Genomic DNA, 18,630 nt, shown 5'->3' with positions numbered 1-18,630 from the left:
CTTTTTTGCCACTCAGTATCTTTTTCGCAAACTTCCGCTTCTTAATCGACCGATAGATGTGAAATTGCTGCGTGCCACAACACAGTGATCGACCAGCTCCAAACCCAGTTCGGAGAGCGTGCGCTGCAGGCGGTCGGTCATATCAAAATCCTCCTGAGAGGGTGTCGGCGTGCCGTTCGGATGATTATGCGCCAGCGCAACGCCTGCCGCACCGGCCATCAAGGCACCGCGGGCAATCTTGTAGCTGTCCACCTGCACCCGCGCATGTCCGCCGCGTGCGATCTCCTCGCACTTGAGCACACGTCCCGCGCCATCCACATAGGCGGCCAGCAGCACTTCCTCCCGCTCGGCGCACAGCTGCGGCACGAAATACGCGCCGATGCGGTCATAGGTGTTCAGTTTATCGGTAAACTGCTCCATTTTCGCCACATCCGCCTGATAACGGTGAAACAGGGCAAAGCACAGGTGCAGCAGCTCCGCCGAGCGCGGACCGACGCCTTCGACCGTCTGCAGCTCGTCCTCGGTTGCCTCGAGCACCGCATGCAGTGAACCAAACCGCTGCATCAGCCGGTGTGCTGTCGGGTTGGTATCGCCCTGCCGCACCGCAAAATACAGCAGCATCTCCAGCACCTCGTGGTCACTGAAGATCTCCAGTCCGAACCGGCGGAATTTGTCCAGCATGCGCTGTCGGTGACCCATATGGTGATTTTCCGGCATGGTGTACCACCTTTCTTTTTAATTAGTAGTTAGTAATTAAAGGTGTATCTTCTCCACCGCCTGATTGAGCGCTCTGGTTACCAGCGGACTGTCCTTAATCTCCGGGAACGGAACGGTCGGCTGCGGTGCGCCGTCATGCGGACGCAGGCTCTTGCCCATCCAGAGGACATCGCGCCACTGACCAAATTTATACATGCTTTCCTGATATGCGCCCGAGATGATAAAGCCCATGGCTTTATGGAACTTCATCGACCGCTCATTCGGTGAAGTGATGCCGACGTAGATATTATAGTATCCCTGCATCGCCAGCAGTTCAAACAGCGCGGCGTAAATCGCACCGGCGATACCGTGGCGGTGCTGCTCCTGTGCAACGTAGATGGACGTTTCGACCGACCACTGATAGGCAGCGCGGGTACGGTGCGGCGCAGCATAGCCATAGCCGACGACCTCGCCATCAATGCGGCAGACCAGCCACGGCAGCTTTTGGGTATAGGTGCGCCACCGGCGGGTAAACTCCTCTATCGAAGGAGCATCGTACTCGCTCGACACAGTGGTTTGAATAACATACGGCGCATACAGCGCAAGCATCTCGGCAATATCTTCTTCCTCTGCAGAACGCAGAACAACTTCCGGCATGATTTTTTCCTCGTTTCGACATAATCTCGATATAAGTATACCGCATTCATTTTTTATGTTCAATAGGAGATTGCCAAAAAATCGCACATTTGTTCGCCTTGCATCTGCTGATTTTTTTACAGTATAATTCTTGCCGTTCTATATAATATTCTTTGTCATTTCAGCCGATTGCATTTTACCCTGCCGAGTAGTATACTATGAAAAGCACTGACGAAAAAGGCGTTTCGCCCTGCCGGGGAAGAGAAGGAGGCATCGCGCATATGGTTCGCTACGGTTTTATCCATACCAAAGAGGATATCAAGTTTCTGGTCCTGTTCGCCATGGATCTGCTGCCATTTCCGGTCAGCTTCAGCACCATTGTGGACTTAACGACCTGGTGTGACGAAGGCTTTGGCTACTTTGAGCTGAGCGAGGCTTTCTACGAGATGGTTCCGACCGGACACATCGAGGAGATATCCGACGAAGGAGAAACCCTGTACGCCATCACCGAAAAAGGACGCGAGGCTACCCGCATTTTCGAGAAGCAGCTTCCCTATCCGGTCCGCGAAGCCGCACAGCGCTCTGCGCTGCGTGTCGTCCGCCAGATCCGGCGCGACGCCGGCATCCACACCGCCGTCACCGAGCACGGCCCGAACGACCTGACCGTCCGCATGGAAATGGAGCAGGTGTTCGCAGTGGAAATGAACGTCGTCAGTCACGGACAGGCTGCCATGCTCGAGCGTACCTTTAAGGAAAACGCCGAGGCCGTCTATCAAACATTGCTCACCGCAATGACCAAAAACTACGCAAACGAGAAAGAAGCGCAAAAACCTTGAAACACATGAAGCAACTCGGTGTGCTGCTTGCCTGCTGTGTCGGCGGCTCACTGCTCTCCCTTTTACTCCGCGGTCTGCTGCCCGGCAACGTGCTCGGTCTGACCCTGCTGCTCGCCCTGCTCATCTTCGGCGCGGTACGCCTGCACCATGTAGAGAGCGTAGCGGATTTTCTGCTGCAGAACATGGCATTTTTCTTTCTGCCCGCCATGCTGGGCGTGCTGGAAATCTGGAACGACATCAAAAGCGAAGCACTCGCCATCCTTGCCGTCTGCCTGCTGACCACGCTGTGTACTGCCGCTGCTACCGCGCTGACCGTACATATCGTGTTCCGTCTGCAGCACCGTGAAACCGAGGAGGCGTTCGACCATGACTGATCTTCTCTCCTCTTCGCAGTTCTGGCTGCTGATTTCCATCGGTTTTTATGCACTCGGCGTAGAGATTCAAAAGAAAACCGGTTCTGCGGTCTGCAATCCGCTGCTGATTGCCTCGATTCTGGTCGGTGCGCTGCTGATCGCAACCGGCACCCCCTACCAGACCTATGAGGAATCCGGCAAGCTGATCTCGTTCTTCCTGACGCCGGCAACGGTAGCGCTTGCGATCCCGATTTACCGCAAGCTGGATGTACTGCTGAAAAACCTGCTGCCCATTCTGCTCGGCGCGTTCGTCGGCTCGATGGTGTCCATCGGCAGCGTGCTGCTCTTCAGCCATCTGTTCGGTCTGAGCGAAAGCACGACGCTTTCTCTCGTGCCGAAATCGGTAACAACTCCGATTGCAGTCGCGGTAGCCGAAATGCTCGGCGGCGTAACCTCCATCACCGCGATTGCGGTTGTCGTCACCGGCATCATCGGTGCGATCATCCTGCCGACCTTCCTCAAGTGCATCGGCGTGCGCAATCCGGTGCAGATGGGTCTGTCCATCGGCACGGCAGCTCACGCAGTCGGTACCTCGCGTGCCATTGAACTGGGTGAGACCGAAGGCGCAATTTCCGGTCTGGCGATTGGCGTTGCCGGTCTGCTGACGGCACTTATCGTTTCCATCGGCTCTGCTATTTTGCTGTAAGCAGTAATTGAAAATTGAGAATGGAGAATGTCGCTATCCTTGCGCGATACCCTAATTCTCCATTATCCATTCTCCATTCACAAAACCACCTTTCCCCTGCATAAAATGCAGGAAGAAAGGTGGTTTTTCTATGGTGATCCATGTTGTTCGGCCGGGTGATTCGCTGTACCGCATTGCGCAGCTGCACGGTATTCCCCTGCCGTTCCTCATCCAGCAGAACGAGCTGCACGAGCCGTACCGCTTAACGCCCGGGCAGACCATTGTCGTTCCGCAGCCGGAAAAAACGTACATCGTCCGCCGCGGCGACACGCTCGGCAGCATTGCCGCGCAGAACGGCACAACCGTGATGCAGCTGTGGCAGAACAATCCGCAGCTTGGCGGCACCGACCGCATTCAGCCGGGGCAGATGCTTGTACTCAGCTATGGAAACAAGCTGGGACGCTTTGCGGTGAACGGCTACGCCTATCCGAGCATCGACCTGCGCGTTCTGCGCCGGACACTGCCCTATCTGACGTACTTATCCGTATTTTCTGTCGGTTTTGACAACGCCGGACGCATTTTACCGTTCTCCGCCGAGCTGCTCGTGCGCATGGCGCGGCAGTATCAGGTAAAGCCTTTGCTCGTTCTGACAACACTCGGCGAGGACGGGCAGTTCTCCGGCGAACGTGCCCACCGGCTGCTGAACACCCCGACGGCTCGCGCGGCGCTGATCGAAAATCTGGCACAGGTACTGGCCATGCAGGGCTTCGCCGGTGTGGACATCGACTTTGAGTATGTGCCGCCGGAGGACGCGGACGCATATGCCGCGTTTGTCCGCTCGGTCCGCGAGCGGCTCTCGCCTGCCGGATACACGGTCTTCGCGGCACTCGCGCCTAAAACCTCCGCCGCGCAGCAAGGTCTTCTGTATGAGGCGCACGACTATGCCGCGCTCGGCTCTGCGGCGGACCGTGCCCTGCTGATGACCTATGAATGGGGTTACACGCTGTCCGCTCCGATGGCGGTCGCGCCGATTAACAAGGTAGAGCAGGTCGTGCGGTTTGCCGTGTCGCAGGTGCCGCCGGATAAGCTGTTCATGGGCATCCCGAACTACGGCTACGACTGGGCGCTGCCCTATGTGCAGGGACAGTCGCGCGCCCGCAGTCTGGGCAACGTGCAGGCCGTCGAGCAGGCGATTCAGGTCGGTGCGCCGATTCATTATGATGACACGGCACAGTCTCCGCACTACAACTACTGGCGCGACCGTGCCGAGCACGAGGTCTGGTTTGAGGACGCGCGTTCTGTCCGTGCCAAGCTGGCGCTTGCCGGAGAATATCAGCTGGCAGGCGTCAGCATCTGGAATATCATGCGGTATTTTCCGCAGCTGTGGCTCGTGCTGAACAGCCTGTACGACATCGAAAAGCTTGGATAAAATTCACCAAACCGACCGAATTTCCCCTGTTTCGGTCGGTTTTTTCCGTGCTTCGGCAGTTTCCCCTTGGATTTCCATTGCAAAACGGTTACAAAACCCGCTATCATACGGTGCATGGGAATTTCCCGCAAAATCCAAGGAGGTATCTACCTATGAAGTTCAAGAGACTCGTGCCGCTGGCACTTGCGCTTGTCATCGCATCCACCACTGCTGCAGAAGCTGCACATCTGCAGCAGAACCGCTTTTCGTTCGTCGTGCGTCCGAGTTACACGCAGACGGTCAGCCGTCCTTCTGCGAGCAAGCCCTCACAAAGCACCGCCGCGAACAGCAGCTACGCCGCGCAGGTGGTCTCACTGGTGAACGCCGAGCGTGCCAGACAGGGACTGCCCGCGCTGACCATCAGCACCACGGTGCAGCAGGCGGCGCAGACCCGCGCAGGAGAACTGCAAACCAGCTTTTCGCACACGCGCCCGAACGGCGCGTCCTGCTTTACCGCGCTGACCGAGGCCGGCGTTTCCTACGCGCGTGCCGGCGAAAACATCGCCTATGGTCAGAGCACGCCGGAGGCTGTTGTGCAGTCGTGGATGAACTCGTCCGGCCACCGCGCGAACATTCTCAGCAGCAGCTTCACCTCGATCGGCGTCGGCTGTACCGTTGTGAACGGAACCGCATACTGGGCACAGCTTTTCACCGCATAATGGACTTTTTCAACAAACAAAACAGACCGCATTTGCGGTCTGTTTTGCTCTATCCTGCCGTTCATCACGAGAGCAGATACACCTCACCGTTGATGGTGACCGACTGCACATTATCCAGATCAAATGCACGCGCAAGCACCGCAATCTCGGTGTCGATGCGGTCGGTGTCCTCAGTGGAATTGAAACCGTAAGTGTACAATGTCCGGTCGATATCGGCGTTTTCGTCCAGAATAACGTACTCCGATCCGTCCTTCAGCTGCACGCTCAGCGTATCCACATCATCCACCGTGCAGTGCATATCCGCGTTGCGGATGCGAATGCCGATCTGCGACAGGGTTACATCACCGTCTGCGCTCGTCAGGTACGGCATCTGCTGAAATTCCGGCAGATCGACTGCCAGAACTGTCTTTGCGGTACCTGCTCCGTCCGCACGCACGGTCGTTCCGCTCGGATCAAGTGCTTCCAGACGGAGCGGCTCTCCCTGCCTGTAATCGCTCGAAATCGCAAATGCGCCCTCGAAATAGTAGTCGTTGTCGGTCGAACGCGCGGTATCGAGGTAAAATTCACTGCCGCAGAAGCCGCTATCGCCGTACATGACCTCGAAATCAAGCTGTCCCTCCTCGGCATAGCACGAGGACAGCGTGGACCATGTGATGTCTGGCTTGTTCTGATAGCTGTCGATCAGGTGCGCCAGCGTGAACGGCTTTACGCCGTCCTGCTTTTTGTTTGCAAGGTGCAGACTGATAACGCCCGTACCCGCACTCTCGTCAAACAGCACTGACTCCACCGACAGACGGTAATGCTCGTTCTCGTCGGTCAGCCTGGCGTTGTCCGCCGTCTGCACATACCCTTCGAGATTCGCGTCTCCGCCATTCGGAAACAGCAGTGGAAACCAGCTCTGTGCATTCGCGGCGAATGCGGTTCCACCGATGCACAGCGCGGCAGCCAGTCCGGCGCAGACGATTTTCTTCGCTGAGAAACGGCGTACCGGCTTGCTTTCTCGCTCGGGCAGGCTGTCCAGCGCCCTGCGGACACTGCGGTCAAATTCTTCGGTCATTTTCGGGAAATCATTATGGTTCATCATGCGAAGCACGCTCCTTTCAAGTCCTTGCGCAAATGCTCTCTTGCCGCTCGGAGACGGGTCTTGACCGTGTTTTCCGGTATGCCGAGCATTCCGGCAATCTCACGGGTCTTAAAGCCCTCTAAGTAGTACAGCTCCACCGGCAGGCGCAGCTTTTCCTCCAGTGCGGTGATAGCGGCATACAGGTCACTGTAATCATCAGCCGCAGGCGCCGGTATCGCCTCTGCAGCAGCCGCGTCATACGGCGCAAGCCGCTGCTGACGGCGCAATATCGTGCTGCACTCGTTGATGAGTATGCGGACCAGCCACGTTTTGAAATACCGCGTGCTGCGCAGCGAATCCAGCTGCTCCCACGCCCGCAGGATTGCCTGCTGCGCCGCGTCTGCACAGTCATGCTCACTGCGGAGCATGGTTTTCGCAACCCGGTACAGCGTAGGCTCGGCTGCCAGCACCGCGGAGGTAAATTGCTCTCTATCCATCATAAGCGGGTTCTCCTTTCCGAAAGCGTCCGGACAGCGCAGACAGGTTTCGTCAAAAACGCTTCCTGTCTGCGGCTTTCATCTATTAGACGGTTCGGTGCGGCAAATGGTTTTGTGAAAGGGAAAATTTTTCGTACTTGCATTTTGCATTACCTATTATACAGTACAAGCGCACAGAATGAAATCGGTGCAAAGATTCAAAGCGCATTTCCCCATCGTATCGCACAATACAAATGAATAAATGAAGAATGCTGAATCTCCACGTTCATTTTCCATCCTCCATTCTCCATTCCTGAACCGATAGACAAAAGTCTCCCGCCATGGTATACTGTCCTTATCTGGTATAGTTAATCCGATCCAAAAGCAAGTTACTTATTGATAACTATTATCAAATAAAAAATATTATTTATTTTTAAGAAAACCTATTGACATTTTGGCACAACACGGTTATACTAAAGTTGTTCCAAGGAGAGAAAGGAAGGAACGATTTGAGAATCACACATGAAGCGGATTATGCAATTCGTGTGACCTATTGTCTGGCACTTGCAGGCGAAAAGCAGTGCGCGAAGGATATTTCCGAGGCAACCGGCGTAACACTCCGGTTTGCACTTAAAATTCTCCGCAAGCTGACGCAGTCCGGTATTACAAAATCCTATAAGGGCGTTGCCGGCGGCTATGAGCTGAACCACTCCCCATCGGAGATCAGTCTCGGCGCGATCATCGAATGCATTGATGGTCCGATCGCCATCAATCACTGCCTTGCAAATGAGTTCCAGTGCACACACATGGGCACCCAGAATGAATGTGATTTTCATCGCGTGTTCTCGGAGATCAACCGATCTCTGCGCGATCAGCTTTGTTCAATAACAATGGATCGTTTCCTGCCCCCTCAAAAATAAATTTGTTCAACGATACAGGAGGAAAAAATCATGAAAAAGTTTGTTTGTTCCGTATGTGGTTATGTATATGAAGGCGAAGCAGCTCCGGCAGAGTGCCCGATCTGCCACGCACCGGCAGAGAAGTTTAAGGAGCAGGCCGGTGAAAAGACCTGGGCAGCTGAGCACGTTGTAGGCGTTGCACAGGGTGCTCCGGAGGACATCATGGCTGACCTGCGTGCTAACTTTGAGGGCGAGTGCTCCGAGGTTGGTATGTATCTGGCAATGGCTCGCGTTGCACACCGCGAGGGCTATCCGGAAATCGGCCTGTACTGGGAGAAGGCTGCATTCGAGGAAGCAGAGCACGCTGCTAAGTTCGCAGAGCTGCTTGGCGAGGTTGTAACCGACTCCACCGAGAAGAACCTGCAGATGCGTGTAGACGCTGAGAACGGCGCAACCGCCGGCAAGTTTGATCTGGCAAAGCGCGCTAAGGCTCTGAACCTCGATGCTATCCATGACACCGTACATGAGATGGCACGCGACGAGGCTCGTCACGGCAAGGCTTTCGAGGGCCTGCTGAAGCGTTACTTCAACAAGTAATTGAGACTATTCAGAGGACAGGCAGAAATGCCTGTCCTCTTTTTTCAGAAACCGATAAACAGCAGCCTGTCCGCTCTTGGAACGGACAGGCTGCTGTTTTATTTGTGTTTTTCACTTTTGCATTGCACGGGACAGCCGGAGCAGTGTCCGGAACAGCCGGACGGATGCTTTTTCATCGAACGGAGCGCGGCAAACAGCGCGATGCCGATCAATGCCAGAATCAAAATAGTGGGGAGATTCATATACCGTGCCTCCTTATGCCAGACCAAATGCAAGACCGACACAGCGGACGGCAAAGGCAATGAGCCATGCAATCACGCATTGTGTCAGCGCAGTCGTGATGGCAGCCCGTGTGCTGTCCATCTCACGCTTTACGGTGGCGATTGCCGCAACACAAGGGGTGTAGAGCAGCACGAATACCAGAAATACGACCGCGGTAAACGGCGTAAACAGGGTGCCGATGCTGGATACCTCGCCGCCGAGCAGCAGCGTCAGCGTGGATACAACGCTTTCCTTTGCGGTAAAGCCGGTAATCAGGGCGGTGGACACACGCCAGTCCGCAAAGCCGAGCGGTGCGAACAGCGGTGCAAAAATGCTGCCCAGCGCAGCCAGCAGGCTGCTTTCCGGCATAGACACCACATTAAAGCGTGCATCGAAGGTCTGCAGGAACCAGATTACGATAGAAGCGGCAAAGATAATGGTAAATGCCTTCTGGATAAAGCCCTTTGCCTTTTCCCAGATAAGGTGCACAACACTTTTGGCACTGGGCAGACGGTAATTCGGCAGCTCCATGACGAACGGAACCGGTTCGCCCTTGAAGCGGGAGACCTTCAAAATGACCGCATACAGGATGCCGCAGAGAATGCCGAACAGATACAGGCCTATCATAGCAAGCGCACGATACCGCCTGGGGAAAAAGGCGCTGATCATCATGGTGTAGATGGGCAGCTTGGCCGAGCAGCTCATAAACGGGGTAAGTAAAATCGTCATGCGGCGGTCACGCTCACTGGACAGTGTACGAGTAGCCATAATGGCCGGAACCGAGCAGCCGAAGCCGACCAGCATCGGCACAAAGCTGCGTCCGGACAGTCCCAGCTTGCGGAGCGGCCGATCCATGATAAAGGCCACACGCGCCATATAGCCGGTGTCCTCCAGAATCGAAAGGAAGAAGAACAGCGTTACAATGGTCGGCAGGAAGCTGAGTACGCTGCCAACGCCGTTTGCGATGCCGTCTACAACGAGTGAGTGAACAACAGGGTTGATCTGCAGGGCGGATAACCCGGCATCCAACCACGAAATGCAGGCATTGACCAGAACGGTCATGCCATCGGACAGCCATGCGCCGATCCAGCTGAAGGTCATGATGAAGATCAGACCCATGATACCGGCAAAGCAAGGGATAGCGGTGTATTTGCCGGTCAGAAAGCGGTCGATCGCCATACTGCGTTTATGCTCTTTGCTCTCGTGCGGGCGGACGACTGTTGTGCTGCACAGGTTTTCCAGAAAGCTGAACCGCATGTTTGCCAGCGCCGCTTCGCGGTCCAGACCGGAATCCTTCTCCATGACGGATACGATCTGGTCAAAAGCGGAGCGATTGTCATCGGACAGCGCGAGTGCCTTTTCGATGAGCGGGTCCTTTTCGATCAGCTTGGTGGCGGCAAAGCGCACCGGCAGACCGGCTCGTTTGGCATTCGGCTCGATCATCAGGGCGGTTGCATGGATGCATCGGTGAACAGCGGCGACCGGATCGTTCTTGTCGCTGCTGTCCTGGCAGAAGTCGATGCCTCTGGGTGTTTCCTGATAGCGGGCGATGTGGATCGCGTGGTCGATCAGCTCATCAATGCCTTCGTTTTTTGCTGCCGAAATCGGCACTACCGGAATGCCGAGTGCCTGTTCAAGCTCATTTACATGGACGGTGCCGCCGTTTGCACGGACCTCGTCCATCATATTCAGCGCCAGCACCATCGGAATGCCCAGCTCCATCATCTGCATGGTCAGGTAAAGGTTTCGCTCAATGTTGGTCGCGTCTACAATATTGATGATGCCGTCCGGCTTGTTGTCCAGCAGAAAGCTGCGGGTTACGATCTCCTCGCTGGAATACGGTGACAGCGAATAGATGCCGGGCAGGTCGGTAACGGTTGCCTCCGGATGGCTGCGGATCGTGCCGTCCTTGCGGTCCACCGTAACACCGGGAAAATTGCCGACATGCTGGTTGGCACCGGTCAGCTGATTGAACAGCGTCGTTTTGCCGCAGTTCTGATTGCCGGCAAGCGCAAATGTCAGTTTTTTATCGGCAGCCGCGGCTTTGGCGTGCTCATAAATGTAGTAGTCCTTGGATTTTCTGAGCTCACCCATGCCGGGGTGCGCCGCAGGACGGTGGCGTACCTGTCCGGCTGAAGGCTTTTTTGTTCGCTGATACGGCGTGCCGACTTCGATCTTCCGCGCTTCATCCAGGCGCAGGGTCAATTCATAGCCGCGCAGCTCAAACTGCACCGGATCACCCATCGGAGCGACCTTCTGCAGCGTGACCTCGGTCTGCGGCGTCAGTCCCATATCGAGCAGGTGATGGCGTAAGGCTCCGCTTCCGCCTACTGCGGTGATTTTTGCACTTTCATGCGGTTTCAATTTATCCAATGTCATATCTATATCTCCTCGCGGCTTCGTGCCGTCGACAGTTTTGCTCTATACTCGTAGACTATTATTCTCCTATGAGTGGGAGTTGTCAATGTTTATTATACAGCAATCCTGCCGATTGTGCACACGCAACACACGGATGACATCGAGAATTACGAGGAACATAATGCCAACGGGGGCGGAAGTCAAGGGGCACCCTCGTCCATTGGAGCTTCGCCGGCGATATAGTGCCCCTTGCCCTTCGAGCCAGGTTGTTAATCAGGCATCCGATCCTCGAAGTAGATTGCCGGCTGGGCATGAATCATGCTCCAGTCCTGCCGGCGGCCGGTCCACTTTTTCGTGATGTCGATCATCGCCAGATACAGCATTTTGAAAAGGCTGTCATCGGTCGGTCTTACTATGTTCTTTATACTCTGCATCAGTATTACTTGTGGGCAATTTCTGCCCCATGCAAGGGGAAGAATCCTGCACGTCCATTGGGCAGGTATTGCCCTCTGGACGGGAAGAAATCTGCACCCTGTCCGGGATTTGCAGAAAGATACGGTTTGCCTGATTCCAGCCCTGACGGACGCGGGTGATCAGCCCGGCATTTTCCAGCTCCCGCAGGGCGGTTTTGACCGTCCGCTCACTCCGGTCAAGGTCATCCGCCATCTGCTTGATCGTATAGATCACATACACATTCCCATCCTCGGACACCCAGCCGCTTTTCTGGGAAAGCGTAGTGCGGTTGAGCAGCAGCCCATAAAGTAGCTTGGCGTTGATGGAATATTCGCCCGCCAGCATGAAGCGCGGCAAGGGAATGAACGGCGGCAATGTGGTGTTCAGTTTGAAATAGATTTTTCATCACATCCTCTCTGGTCTGGTGTGATACGGCTGCTATGGCGGTTTTCTGTCAGGTCCGCGAGGGGAGTACGCAGCTGTGCCACCCTTTTTTGCCCTCTTTGACTGATAATGCGGACAAATAACGACAACCGCCCGGAAACTCTGCTTGCAATCGTGGACGCAGCGGCGGCTAACTTTTTCTGCTCGGTGTAATCGACCTTGATGATGTACCCGTCAATCAGCATTTTCTGGGCATACGCGCCGAAGTTGCGGGTGCCAAGCTGGTTCATCTTGTGGCGAACCATGCTCAATTCCTGCTCATTCAGGCAGATTTCTTTGCGGATGGGTCGTGTGCGGTCTGGCATATTGAAACACTCCTTTCACAATACAACGGACATTTTTTCTCAAAAACTTGGTAGTGACGAAAAGAAAATTTTGAAGACAAGGACATTGGCGATTCGTTGCCCCTCACTTTACAACGGACATTTCTTCGTCGAAACGCAGGTATCGAAACGAAAGATTTTCAAAAAATATGCGCCCCTGCTTTTGCAAAAGCGGGAGCGCGTTGTATTTGCGGATATGAGATTTGAGAGAATAGCAAGTACATCCGGTGTCCGTACCCACCGGAAAAATGAGCGTTTCAGCCTTGCAGCCGATACGCCCATTTTGATTTTTGGGGAAGCCCCAAACCCTTGATTTTTAAGTTGTAGATACTTTCTGGGCTTTTCCGAAAAGCCCTTTCTTTTATTCGCTTTGACGATTATAATTATACTGTGATTTTATAAGCAGACGCAGAACGGAACTGCAACAGGAGTGCTGCCCATGAAGTATTTATCTATCGCGCAAACCGCCGAACGCCGGGGTATCTCCACCCGCCGTATTCAGATTTTATGCGGCGAGGGGCGCGTCCCCGGTGCGATCCGCATTGGCTCGGTCTGGGGGATTCCAGAGGACGCAGAGAAGCCAGCGGACGCGAGAATCAAGAACAGCAAGTATATCAAGAAGCCCGCCGAAAACGAAAAATGAGCCGCATCATGTCTCAACGGAAAACATTCTGCCGGACGAGCAAGGTGTTGCTTCCTTTGGCACGACTGATTCTTCAGAGCGAGTGACATATTTTCAAGCGGAGGACGTGCTTGTTAGCAACATCCGTCCATATTTCAAAAAGATGTGGTTCGCAACAACTTCGGGCGGGTGTAACGCCGATGTCCTGTGTTTTAGAGCCTTGGACAAGAAGTACGCATACCTTCTGAAATCCATCATGTTTCAAGATGGATTCTTCGATTATGTCATGTCAGGGGCAAAAGGAACAAAAATGCCTCGTGGTGACAAAACTCACATCATGCTGTACCCGATCCCGCGTTTTTCCGAGACACAGCTCCTGAAATTTATTGAATATAATAAAATTAGTTTTGGGGAGGGAGGGCGAATGCAGTCCCTTTTCCGCGTCAGCCGGAAGCAAAGGTATAGCACACTAGACTTTCCTGCGGAAAATCGTGTGCCAACAGGAATGCAGAGTTCGCCTGAATCAATAAAAGCATTTGCAGTATTTGATGTAACGTTTAACATATATAGCTAAGACGGAAGGGTGGTTTGAATTATGCCAAATATCCTTGTGGTTGAGGACGATGAAAACTTGAATCGTGGAATCACTTTTTCACTGAAAAAATCCGGATATGAGGTTTTTTCAGCAGAATCAGTGAAAAAAGCGAAAAGAATTGCAAGTGATAATAATGTGGATGTTGCCATTTGTGATGTGAATCTTCCGGATGGGAATGGATTGGAATTTGTAAGGTGGATGAGATGCAATTATAATACATACATTATTTGTCTTACCGCACTAGATCAGGAGATGGATCAGGTCATGGGATATGAAGCAGGGGCAGATGATTATATTACAAAGCCGTTTAGTCTTTCGGTACTTCTTTTGAAAATAGAAGCACATTTCCGCCGCAGACAGGAGAAAACGGAAGCCGGAAAGATGATTTCGGGAGATATCGTATTTATCGCAGGAGAAATGAAAGTCCTGATAAAGAGTCGTGAAATCAGTCTGACAAAAACGGAGTTGAAAATGCTGACTTTTTTTCTTCAGAATCCGAAACAGATTCTTTCAAAAACACAAATATTAGAAAATGTATTTGATCTGGAGGGGGATTTTGTGGATGAAAATACAATCGCTGTCAATATCAGAAGGCTCCGTGAGAAAATCGAAGACAATCCGGCTGCACCGGTCTATATAAAGAATATCAGAGGTCTTGGGTATATATGGAATCAGGAGGTAAGTCAGTGACGAAACGACATCGTAAAAAGTGGGTTGATGCCTTGTCACTGGTGCTGCCGGTTCTACTCTTTTTTGCGGTATTGAACTGCTTTACCACCTATTTATATTATCAGGATTATCAATGTAAAATGGATATCCTGACAGAAGTTGCGGCGGGCGCAGAGACCACCGGCATGGATGTTGCCGCAGGATGGCTGAAAGGAAACGACCATCAAGCCAATGAACAAGGTAAGCAATTATTAGAGCAATACGGGTACTGGGAAAACAAAGGGACTTCGTTTTATGTGCGCTTCCGGCAGAATATCATGATAACCGGCTGTACAAGTGCAGTGCTATGTCTGTCTTTGCTAACGTTCCTGTTTTACCGGAAGAAAGCTGAGGCGAAAGAAAGTCGGAAACGATTGGAGCAACTGGAGCAAATCCTGATTGCATTTCGGGAAAATCACTTTGAGGTAGTGCCGGACACAGAAGATCATGTCGGGCAGGAAAGACTGAAATTTCAGCTTGAAGCAATCGGACATCATATCCAGCTGCTGCAAGAGGAAGCCAGAGCGGAGAAGGAAAGCACAAAGGAAATGGTATCCGACATTTCCCATCAGCTGAAAACCCCGGTTGCAGCCTTGGATACCTGCTTTAGCATATTGCTGCGGAACAATCTGAGTGAGACGGAGCAACAGGAATTTCGCATCCGCTGCCGGAGTGCATTGGACGGATTGGAAACATTGTTGCAGTCTCTGCTGGAAATATCCAAACTGGAGACAGGTTTGATTCAGCTTGATCAGAAAACACTTCCCATTATGGATACGATCATCTCCGCAGTAAACCGAACGTATCCAAAGGCAGCGGAGAAAGGGATAGAACTTATTTTCGACTGCAACGAATCACTGGAGCATTGTGCACTCATGCAGGATAAACGTTGGCTTGGAGAAGCAATCATTAACGTTTTGGACAATGCCATCAAATACAGCCCAGAACATTCAAAAATCACGATCCGTCTACAAAAAAGAACCGGCTTTGTGAGAATTGAGATCGAGGATCAGGGAATCGGAATCCCGCAGAGTGAATACCATAAAATATTCCAGCGGTTTTACAGAGGGACTGCGCCGGAAGTCCACGAAAAGAGCGGAACTGGCATCGGTCTGTATCTGTCCAGACAGATTATTGAGCAGCATGGTGGGACAATCACGGTAGCCTCCGGCAAAGTCAGAAAAGGAAGTACCTTTTTGATTCAGCTGCCGGAGAATGGACTTTCGTAGAGATGATGAGCAGAAGTCTTTCAAATCTGTAAGACTTCTGCTCTCTTTTTGAAAGTGAAATGAAAGGTTCCTTTGATACAATGCTGGTAAATAAGAAAAGGAGGCCATTGGAGTGGGCGTGATATTAGAAACGAATCAGCTTTGCAAATTTTATGGGACGGGGGAAAATCAGGTCAAAGCCGTCAATCATGTGAATATCCAGATTGAGCAGGGAGAATTTGTCGCCATTGTCGGAAAATCCGGCTCCGGAAAAAGTACCCTGCTGCATATGCTGGGCGGGCTGGATACACCAACCAGCGGCAGCGTGATCTTGTCTGACAAGGACCTGTATTCCATGAAGGAGGATCAGCTTGCCGTTTTCCGGAGAAGAAAGATCGGATTTGTATTTCAGGCATTCAATCTGGTATCCTCCATTAATGTGTGGGAAAATATCGTTCTTCCGTTGGGGCTTGACGGAAAAAAAGTGGATAAAGCTTATGTCAATGATATTATCACCACACTGGGTCTTGAACACCGGATTCATAATCTTCCGAATACCCTCTCCGGAGGACAGCAGCAGCGCGTTGCGATTGCAAGAGCCTTGGTAAACAGACCGGAGATTTTGCTTGCGGACGAGCCAACCGGAAATCTTGATTCCAAGACAAGTGACGAGGTGATCGCGCTGCTGAAAATGAGCGCAAAAAAATATGGACAGACGATTGTAATGATTACCCATGATGATGAGATCGCGCAGGTTGCTGACCGTATTTTAGTCATCGAGGATGGACAGGTGGTGGATTTTAATTGAGGACGATCAGCAAAATTGCATTCAGCAACGACAAAAGAAATCGGACAAGAAGTGTCCTCATTATGACGGCGATTTGCCTGACTACCACGCTTCTGGTCATTATCAGTACAATTGGAAATGGACTGATCCGCTTACAGAAGGATCAGGCTGCAAGCTCATACGGAAGCAACTACGGCCTGTTTATCGCCGCAGATGGTACGCAATTAAAAGAAGTGGAACGCAGAGCTGAGATATCTGATATCGGCATCATGTGTACGGATGGCATCCTGAAAGGAAATGAAAATGGCGGCTTTGTCAGTGCGGATGAAACGGTCAGGAAAATGCTTCCCTATAATCAGGAATATGTGTTGAAGGAAGGTACCTATCCGGAAAAGGCGCAGGAAATTGCCGCAGGACGCGCTTTCTTTGATGCAGTGGGATACCATGATGTAAAGGTCGGAGACACCGTAACATTGGAGTACCGTTCCGGTATGCAGTCGGAATACGCACCGGTGGAATTTACTGTAAGCGGGATTTTATATGACCGGGATGAATATACCATCGAGGCTTCCTATGTTGTATTCGGTTCGCAGGATTTTTATAATGAGCGTGTTGCGGAGGGTGACAGGCAATATAATATCTATTTTACCTTGAGCGATTCTGCAAATGTATCTATGAATAATGTTGCGCCTGTTATAAAAGAAATCGCGGATTCCTGCGGCATTGACCAGAAAAACGTGATCATCAATGACCTCTACCTGCAGTGGGTATTGCAGCCGAGCTATGAAATGATTGTGGTTTGTGGAACCCTGATCCTCGGAATCGTGCTGTTTTCCGTTGTGGTCATTTATAATATCTTCCAGGTCGGGATCGCCCAGAAGGTTCAGGAGTACGGAAAAATCAAGGCGCTGGGTGCAACCAGAAAGCAGATGAAGCAGTTGATCTTTCGTGAGGGCATTCTTCTGGCGGTTCCTTCGATACCGCTGGGGCTGCTGTTTGGTTTCCTGATTGCAAAAGTCAGCTTCAACTGGCTGGTGGAGCAGGGAAATCTGGTATCGTCCGGAATCAAGAACCATCAGGTGCCTCTGTTTTCACTGACAATTATGCTCATCTGCATTTTTGTATCGTTTCTTACGGTCGTTTTGGCTCTGCGCAAACCCATGAAAATTGTTTCCCGGATTTCACCCATCGAAGCGACACGGTATCTTGGCGGCTCCAAAACGCAAAAACAGGGCAGACGAAAAGGCAGAAAAGATGTCACCGTTTTCTCCATGGCAATGGCAAATGTGACAGGCAATCCGAAAAGAACCATTGCTACGATTCTTACCATGGGGCTTTCCTGTGTATTGTTTGTAATTGTCTCTAATTATGTAGGAAATATTGATACGGAGCATGAAGCACGTCTTTCCGTTAATCATGGACAATTTGAACTGCAGCTGGATTATTCCCAGAATTATGATGAAGCCTATTCGGAGAATAATCTGGACACAATCCTACAGAACGACCCACTGAATGATTCTTTGATTAAAGAAATCAAATCCATCCCCGGTGTAACGGATGTACTGACGAGAGAAATCGTCTCTGCAGATTTGAACGGAACAAAATTTCCGGTTGCAATCGTAAATCAAGAGGATTTTGAAAGGATGCGCGGGGATGGCGATATCGGTTCCATGGACTATGCACAGGCTGTCAAAAACGGGGATGTTTTCTTTGGCTGGTCCATGTGGATGGAAGCTGACGGGTATTCTGCGGGTGCACCGATTACATTCAACTTTGATAACGGAAGCGGAACCTATACCTATCAGGGAAAAATCGCAGGCTCCTTTGTAAGCGCGGACACTTATCTTGTCATTCCGGAAGGTGTATACCGTTCCATGAATCCGAGGGGAACAGCCTATGGCTATCTGTGGGTGGACTGTGATAAAAAAGATGTTGCATCTGTGGAACAGAGTCTGAATACTTTGATTTCTAATACTTCGCATATAAAAATGGATACCTATCATGCACAGTTACAATCTGCAGAATACGCAAGCCGTATGATGAAGCTTGGCTGCTATCTGTTCATGGCAATTGTCGGTCTCATCGGGTTTATGAATCTGGCAAACACCATGATCATCAATATCACCACGAAGAAGCAGGAATACGGTGTGCTGCAAGCGGTAGGCATGACCAATAAGCAGTTGAATCTGTGCTTACAAATACAGGGCTTGATTTTTACGGTTGGCACCATCTGCGTCGCACTTGCTGCCGGTCTGCCCCTTGGCTATGCACTGTTTTCCTATGCGAAGCATAATGGGATTTTTGGAATGAACGTTTATCACGTTCCTCTTATCCCGATTCTTGTTATGATTCTTCTGGTTGGTATTCTACAAATTGTGCTTTCCTGTGTTTTAAGCAGTAATCTGAAAAAGGAAACGCTGGTAGAAAGAATAAGGTATCAGGGATAGTAGATTCTATAAAAAGCAAGCTGCCGCTCAAGATGGGCGGCAGCTTACCTTTATAG

21 protein-coding genes and 1 pseudogene are annotated in these 18,630 nt (G+C 51.7%); 13 read left to right on the top strand and 9 right to left on the bottom strand.

Annotated features, from left to right (window positions below; all coding sequences use genetic code 11):
* Nucleotides 1–12: 12 nt before the first annotated feature.
* Nucleotides 13–717 (bottom strand): JAB domain-containing protein, encoded by a 705-nt coding sequence (locus PGY33_RS06220; RefSeq protein WP_118478240.1) that lies wholly within the window; start codon nt 715–717, stop codon nt 13–15.
* A 36-nt stretch (nt 718–753) separates the two neighbouring features.
* Complete coding sequence (locus PGY33_RS06215; protein WP_118478238.1) at nt 754–1,353, bottom strand: GNAT family N-acetyltransferase; 600 nt, start codon at nt 1,351–1,353, stop codon at nt 754–756.
* 260 nt (nt 1,354–1,613) lie between these two features.
* Here PGY33_RS06215 and PGY33_RS06210 point away from each other — a divergent pair, with 260 nt between their 5' ends.
* The 5 genes from PGY33_RS06210 (at nt 1,614) to PGY33_RS06190 (ending at nt 5,333) form a co-directional block, all read left to right on the top strand.
* Nucleotides 1,614–2,168 carry a DUF4364 family protein gene (locus tag PGY33_RS06210; RefSeq protein WP_158575049.1) on the top strand — a complete coding sequence of 185 codons (555 nt, stop codon included), beginning with the start codon at nt 1,614–1,616 and terminating at the stop codon, nt 2,166–2,168.
* A 5-nt stretch (nt 2,169–2,173) separates the two neighbouring features.
* A complete protein-coding gene (locus tag PGY33_RS06205) occupies nt 2,174–2,542 on the top strand; it encodes a CidA/LrgA family protein (protein WP_147357269.1) in 369 nt (122 codons plus the stop codon).
* Nucleotides 2,535–3,227: an LrgB family protein gene (locus tag PGY33_RS06200; protein WP_118478234.1), complete on the top strand. Its 693-nt coding sequence runs from the start codon at nt 2,535–2,537 to the stop codon at nt 3,225–3,227. Before PGY33_RS06205 ends, PGY33_RS06200 begins: the two co-directional genes overlap by 8 nt.
* Before the next feature lie 130 nt (nt 3,228–3,357).
* On the top strand, nt 3,358–4,635 hold the full coding sequence (locus tag PGY33_RS06195; protein WP_270477754.1) for a glycosyl hydrolase family 18 protein: 1,278 nt from the start codon (nt 3,358–3,360) through the stop codon (nt 4,633–4,635).
* Nucleotides 4,636–4,787: 152 nt separating this feature from the next.
* Complete coding sequence (locus tag PGY33_RS06190; RefSeq protein ID WP_442865566.1) at nt 4,788–5,333, top strand: CAP domain-containing protein; 546 nt, start codon at nt 4,788–4,790, stop codon at nt 5,331–5,333.
* A 64-nt stretch (nt 5,334–5,397) separates the two neighbouring features.
* Here the strand turns inward: PGY33_RS06190 and PGY33_RS06185 are convergent, their stop codons facing one another.
* Both PGY33_RS06185 and PGY33_RS06180 read right to left on the bottom strand, forming a co-directional pair.
* Nucleotides 5,398–6,417, bottom strand: coding sequence for a hypothetical protein (locus PGY33_RS06185; RefSeq protein ID WP_270477752.1), 1,020 nt, complete (start codon nt 6,415–6,417; stop codon nt 5,398–5,400).
* On the bottom strand, nt 6,414–6,896 hold the full coding sequence (locus PGY33_RS06180) for an RNA polymerase sigma factor (RefSeq protein ID WP_242988203.1): 483 nt from the start codon (nt 6,894–6,896) through the stop codon (nt 6,414–6,416). Before PGY33_RS06180 ends, PGY33_RS06185 begins: the two co-directional genes overlap by 4 nt.
* Before the next feature lie 485 nt (nt 6,897–7,381).
* On the opposite strand from PGY33_RS06180, the gene PGY33_RS06175 reads away from it, so the two are divergent.
* Together PGY33_RS06175 and PGY33_RS06170 are read left to right on the top strand one after the other, a co-directional pair.
* A complete protein-coding gene (locus PGY33_RS06175) occupies nt 7,382–7,792 on the top strand; it encodes an RrF2 family transcriptional regulator (protein WP_118285485.1) in 411 nt (136 codons plus the stop codon).
* 30 nt (nt 7,793–7,822) lie between these two features.
* Nucleotides 7,823–8,368, top strand: coding sequence for an NADH peroxidase (locus PGY33_RS06170; protein ID WP_110435265.1), 546 nt, complete (start codon nt 7,823–7,825; stop codon nt 8,366–8,368).
* Nucleotides 8,369–8,466: 98 nt separating this feature from the next.
* On the opposite strand, the gene PGY33_RS06165 is transcribed toward PGY33_RS06170, so the two are convergent.
* The 5 genes and pseudogenes from PGY33_RS06165 to PGY33_RS06145 form a co-directional block, all read right to left on the bottom strand.
* Complete coding sequence (locus tag PGY33_RS06165; protein WP_116704689.1) at nt 8,467–8,610, bottom strand: FeoB-associated Cys-rich membrane protein; 144 nt, start codon at nt 8,608–8,610, stop codon at nt 8,467–8,469.
* A 13-nt stretch (nt 8,611–8,623) separates the two neighbouring features.
* A complete protein-coding gene (gene feoB / locus PGY33_RS06160) occupies nt 8,624–11,008 on the bottom strand; it encodes a ferrous iron transport protein B (protein ID WP_270477749.1) in 2,385 nt (794 codons plus the stop codon).
* Nucleotides 11,009–11,256: 248 nt separating this feature from the next.
* Nucleotides 11,257–11,400 (bottom strand): annotated as a pseudogene (locus tag PGY33_RS06155) (IS256 family transposase); the annotation flags it as partial.
* Nucleotides 11,384–11,785: a replication initiator protein A gene (locus PGY33_RS06150; RefSeq protein ID WP_442865567.1), complete on the bottom strand. Its 402-nt coding sequence runs from the start codon at nt 11,783–11,785 to the stop codon at nt 11,384–11,386. The gene PGY33_RS06150 and the pseudogene PGY33_RS06155, both read right to left, overlap by 17 nt.
* Before the next feature lie 38 nt (nt 11,786–11,823).
* Complete coding sequence (locus PGY33_RS06145; RefSeq protein ID WP_270477745.1) at nt 11,824–12,189, bottom strand: plasmid mobilization relaxosome protein MobC; 366 nt, start codon at nt 12,187–12,189, stop codon at nt 11,824–11,826.
* A 457-nt stretch (nt 12,190–12,646) separates the two neighbouring features.
* On the opposite strand from PGY33_RS06145, the gene PGY33_RS06140 reads away from it, so the two are divergent.
* The 6 genes from PGY33_RS06140 to PGY33_RS06115 all read left to right on the top strand — a co-directional run bounded on the left by PGY33_RS06140 (nt 12,647) and on the right by PGY33_RS06115 (nt 18,574).
* A complete protein-coding gene (locus PGY33_RS06140) occupies nt 12,647–12,850 on the top strand; it encodes a DNA-binding protein (protein WP_270383692.1) in 204 nt (67 codons plus the stop codon).
* 106 nt (nt 12,851–12,956) lie between these two features.
* Nucleotides 12,957–13,403 (top strand): hypothetical protein, encoded by a 447-nt coding sequence (locus tag PGY33_RS06135; RefSeq protein ID WP_270477743.1) that lies wholly within the window; start codon nt 12,957–12,959, stop codon nt 13,401–13,403.
* A gap of 21 nt (nt 13,404–13,424) precedes the next feature.
* Entirely contained in the window at nt 13,425–14,114 is a 690-nt protein-coding gene (locus PGY33_RS06130) for a response regulator transcription factor (protein WP_118359817.1), read from the top strand.
* Nucleotides 14,111–15,361, top strand: a complete 1,251-nt coding sequence (locus tag PGY33_RS06125; protein ID WP_243022858.1) for a sensor histidine kinase — start codon at nt 14,111–14,113, stop codon at nt 15,359–15,361. Before PGY33_RS06130 ends, PGY33_RS06125 begins: the two co-directional genes overlap by 4 nt.
* Before the next feature lie 112 nt (nt 15,362–15,473).
* Nucleotides 15,474–16,148 carry an ABC transporter ATP-binding protein gene (locus tag PGY33_RS06120; RefSeq protein ID WP_110436039.1) on the top strand — a complete coding sequence of 225 codons (675 nt, stop codon included), beginning with the start codon at nt 15,474–15,476 and terminating at the stop codon, nt 16,146–16,148.
* Entirely contained in the window at nt 16,145–18,574 is a 2,430-nt protein-coding gene (locus PGY33_RS06115; RefSeq protein WP_330673799.1) for an ABC transporter permease, read from the top strand. The genes PGY33_RS06120 and PGY33_RS06115 overlap by 4 nt, the downstream gene beginning before the upstream one ends.
* The last annotated feature ends 56 nt before the right edge of the window (nt 18,575–18,630 follow it).

It is taken from the genome of Butyricicoccus sp. AF18-9LB (assembly GCF_027684505.1).
GTDB classification, from domain to species: domain Bacteria; phylum Bacillota; class Clostridia; order Oscillospirales; family Butyricicoccaceae; genus Agathobaculum; species Agathobaculum butyriciproducens.
The sequence above is the reverse complement of the archived record's forward strand: the minus strand, read 5'-3'. Positions and strand labels throughout refer to the sequence as shown.

Coding starts and splice junctions, on each gene's coding strand:
- PGY33_RS06210 (WP_158575049.1), top strand. CDS start 1,614: ATGGTTCGCTACGGTTTTATCCATACCAAAGAGGATATCAAGTTTCTG.
- PGY33_RS06165 (WP_116704689.1), bottom strand. CDS start 8,610: ATGAATCTCCCCACTATTTTGATTCTGGCATTGATCGGCATCGCGCTG.
- PGY33_RS06220 (WP_118478240.1), bottom strand. CDS start 717: ATGCCGGAAAATCACCATATGGGTCACCGACAGCGCATGCTGGACAAA.
- PGY33_RS06200 (WP_118478234.1), top strand. CDS start 2,535: ATGACTGATCTTCTCTCCTCTTCGCAGTTCTGGCTGCTGATTTCCATC.
- PGY33_RS06170 (WP_110435265.1), top strand. CDS start 7,823: ATGAAAAAGTTTGTTTGTTCCGTATGTGGTTATGTATATGAAGGCGAA.
- PGY33_RS06150 (WP_442865567.1), bottom strand. CDS start 11,785: ATGCTGGCGGGCGAATATTCCATCAACGCCAAGCTACTTTATGGGCTG.
- PGY33_RS06180 (WP_242988203.1), bottom strand. CDS start 6,896: ATGATGGATAGAGAGCAATTTACCTCCGCGGTGCTGGCAGCCGAGCCT.
- PGY33_RS06195 (WP_270477754.1), top strand. CDS start 3,358: ATGGTGATCCATGTTGTTCGGCCGGGTGATTCGCTGTACCGCATTGCG.
- PGY33_RS06140 (WP_270383692.1), top strand. CDS start 12,647: ATGAAGTATTTATCTATCGCGCAAACCGCCGAACGCCGGGGTATCTCC.
- PGY33_RS06215 (WP_118478238.1), bottom strand. CDS start 1,353: ATGCCGGAAGTTGTTCTGCGTTCTGCAGAGGAAGAAGATATTGCCGAG.
- PGY33_RS06145 (WP_270477745.1), bottom strand. CDS start 12,189: ATGCCAGACCGCACACGACCCATCCGCAAAGAAATCTGCCTGAATGAG.
- PGY33_RS06130 (WP_118359817.1), top strand. CDS start 13,425: ATGCCAAATATCCTTGTGGTTGAGGACGATGAAAACTTGAATCGTGGA.
- PGY33_RS06190 (WP_442865566.1), top strand. CDS start 4,788: ATGAAGTTCAAGAGACTCGTGCCGCTGGCACTTGCGCTTGTCATCGCA.
- PGY33_RS06205 (WP_147357269.1), top strand. CDS start 2,174: ATGAAGCAACTCGGTGTGCTGCTTGCCTGCTGTGTCGGCGGCTCACTG.
- PGY33_RS06185 (WP_270477752.1), bottom strand. CDS start 6,417: ATGATGAACCATAATGATTTCCCGAAAATGACCGAAGAATTTGACCGC.
- feoB (WP_270477749.1), bottom strand. CDS start 11,008: ATGACATTGGATAAATTGAAACCGCATGAAAGTGCAAAAATCACCGCA.